The organism is Bacteroides cellulosilyticus DSM 14838 (genome assembly GCF_000158035.1).
Taxonomy (GTDB): domain Bacteria; phylum Bacteroidota; class Bacteroidia; order Bacteroidales; family Bacteroidaceae; genus Bacteroides; species Bacteroides cellulosilyticus.
The window spans coordinates 1,343,906-1,346,225 of record NZ_EQ973490.1; the positions used below are offsets into that span (position 1 = coordinate 1,343,906).

At 42.8% G+C, this 2,320-nt stretch carries 1 protein-coding gene and 1 pseudogene; both read right to left on the reverse strand.

The window, feature by feature from the left end; translation table 11 throughout:
• Nucleotides 1-1,735 (reverse strand): RagB/SusD family nutrient uptake outer membrane protein (locus BACCELL_RS09515; protein WP_007211522.1); only part of this gene is annotated, 1,735 nt, incomplete at its 3' end.
• A 23-nt stretch (nucleotides 1,736-1,758) separates the two neighbouring features.
• A pseudogene (locus tag BACCELL_RS27335) lies at nucleotides 1,759-2,320 on the reverse strand (SusC/RagA family TonB-linked outer membrane protein); the annotation flags it as partial.

Below are 2,320 nucleotides of genomic sequence, written 5' to 3' on the forward strand. Positions count from 1 at the left end.
AATTATTTGCCCATCCGTTAAGCTGATGAAGTTCTTTGTTTAAGTCTATAACATCTTTTGGGAATGGGAAGTATTCATGTTTACCCTTTACGAAGCCATAAGAGCTTGCAGGTAAATTTTGATCTACTGATAAAGGATGAGTCAACTCAGCACGTAGATGATGTTCTTTTCCATAGTATGGTGTACCTTGGATGAAGAAGTCGTCATACAGTTGCGGAACCTGATCAACGACAGCATCCTGACACTCTTTAGCAATGCCCCAACGAACGATGTCGTGAAAACGACAAGTCTCGAACCAAAGTTCGTACTGCTTTTCATCGCGAAGAGTCTGAGTTGTGAGTTCTGTTTCAGGAGCTTCTGCACGTTTCTGAATAGCATTCAGATATTTTTTACCTTCATCCAAATTACCTGTTTCAAGACAAGCCTCTGCATAAAGCAGATACGCTTCTCCCAATCTGGCGATACGGAATGATGCAGAGTTATGAGTGTCGCTAATAGTCATATTGCGGTCGTTAGGAGATTCTATATTCTTGACTTCCATATATACGCCATGTGCGAACAGGCCTTCTGTACTCTTGATACCACGTTTTGGATCTTTTTTCTTGTCGGCAAGAGACATCTCATTTCCGTCAGCATCGAAATCCGTTTCCCAACCGCAGAGTTTAGAGTCGTATAAGAACTCGTCCGGAGTGAGGAATGTAGCTTTGCGACGCGGACCGTCACCATCATTTTGATACATCTTTTCGGCAAACTTCCAGTTGATGGCACCACCGCCCCAACCATCGTTAGCGCCGCAGATGGATGCGCGAGAGCCTAAGCGGTCATAACGCCAGTTCAATACGTTGTTTGTCATCCAACGGCCACGTTGGATATTACCCCAAAAACCTTTATCAATGTTACCGAAGCAATTAGCCTCGAAGATTTTTTCTTCGCAGCCATTACCCTCTACATGGAATAGGTCACGGAAACGATTTCCCGGAACAAGTGCATAGTTGGGAGATTCAACCAAAGGCTTAAGATTCCTCTCTGCACGAGCCATATCGCCGGCGAATACGGCAGACTTACCCGCTACGAAATATGCAAAACCTTTTGTTACTTTAAAAGCACCTTCTACATCATTAGGACCTTTACGTGAGTCAAGATCATTTACAGCTTCTTCACACTCGGAAGCACACCACTCAAGCAGAGATTTCTGGCTTTCGACATTTGTAGGTTTGTCATCGGCACCCAGCAGTTTGTCGACTTTTGGAGGACGTTGGAATGTGAGAGCCGCCATCATGTGACAATAAGCGCGTAATACGCGAGCCTCTGCGACACAACGGGCCATAACCGTACTTGCAGCCGGATCTACATATGTTATAACAAGGTTACTTGCATAAATAGACTTATAGTAACGCTGATATAATTCTTTAAGAGGAGCGTTGCCTGTATCATAGCGGAACTCATCGAATACACGCATATCCATGTGGTCAGCATAATTTGTACCGGCAGAGAAAACATCATCTGCTGAATAATTGAGTAAAGTGAACTGCGGCTGATAGATTCCGGCAGACGAACATACATTGTCAAGGAACTGCGCATAAGCGGCAGTCATAGCATCAACAGCATCTTGATCGGTTTTATAGAAGTTTTCAGTAGAGCTAACAGCCTTCTGTTCGATGTTCAAACGACTTTCATCGCAAGATGTGCAGAACAGTGCGGCACATACCGCAAACGAATATATATATTTTTTCATTTTCGTCAGTATTAATGGTTGGTTTAGAATGTTACATTAAGACCAAATGTCATCTTGCGCATTGTAGGATATGCACCGGCATCAAGACCTACATTATTACCACTTCTTGAAGCAATTTCAGGGTCAAGACCCGGATAAGATGTAAATGTGAAGAAGTCATCAAGTGACACGTAAGCACGAAGGTTCTCTATAAATACCTTTTTTGTGATAGACTTTGGCAATGTGTATCCTAATTGTAATTGCTTAATCTTGAAGTATGATCCGTCAAATACAAGAGCAGAAGATGACCAGTAGATTTTATCACCTGCAATTGTGTTAAGACTGGGCATATTCCCCTTCTTGGCTTCATCGTAGAAATGCTTGGAGATATTGTTGTAGCCTGTACGGTACATACCGTAGTAGACATCATTTCCTACCGTACCTGTACCGAATACCGAGAAGTCGAAACCCTTGTACTCAAGATTGATTGTAATGCCGTATGTAAGATCAGGAATACCTTTACCGATATTGAATTGGTCTTCATCACCCGGAGTTAATGTCTCATTGCCTTCTTTGTCAAGATAAAGAGGCTGTCCTTCTGAATTC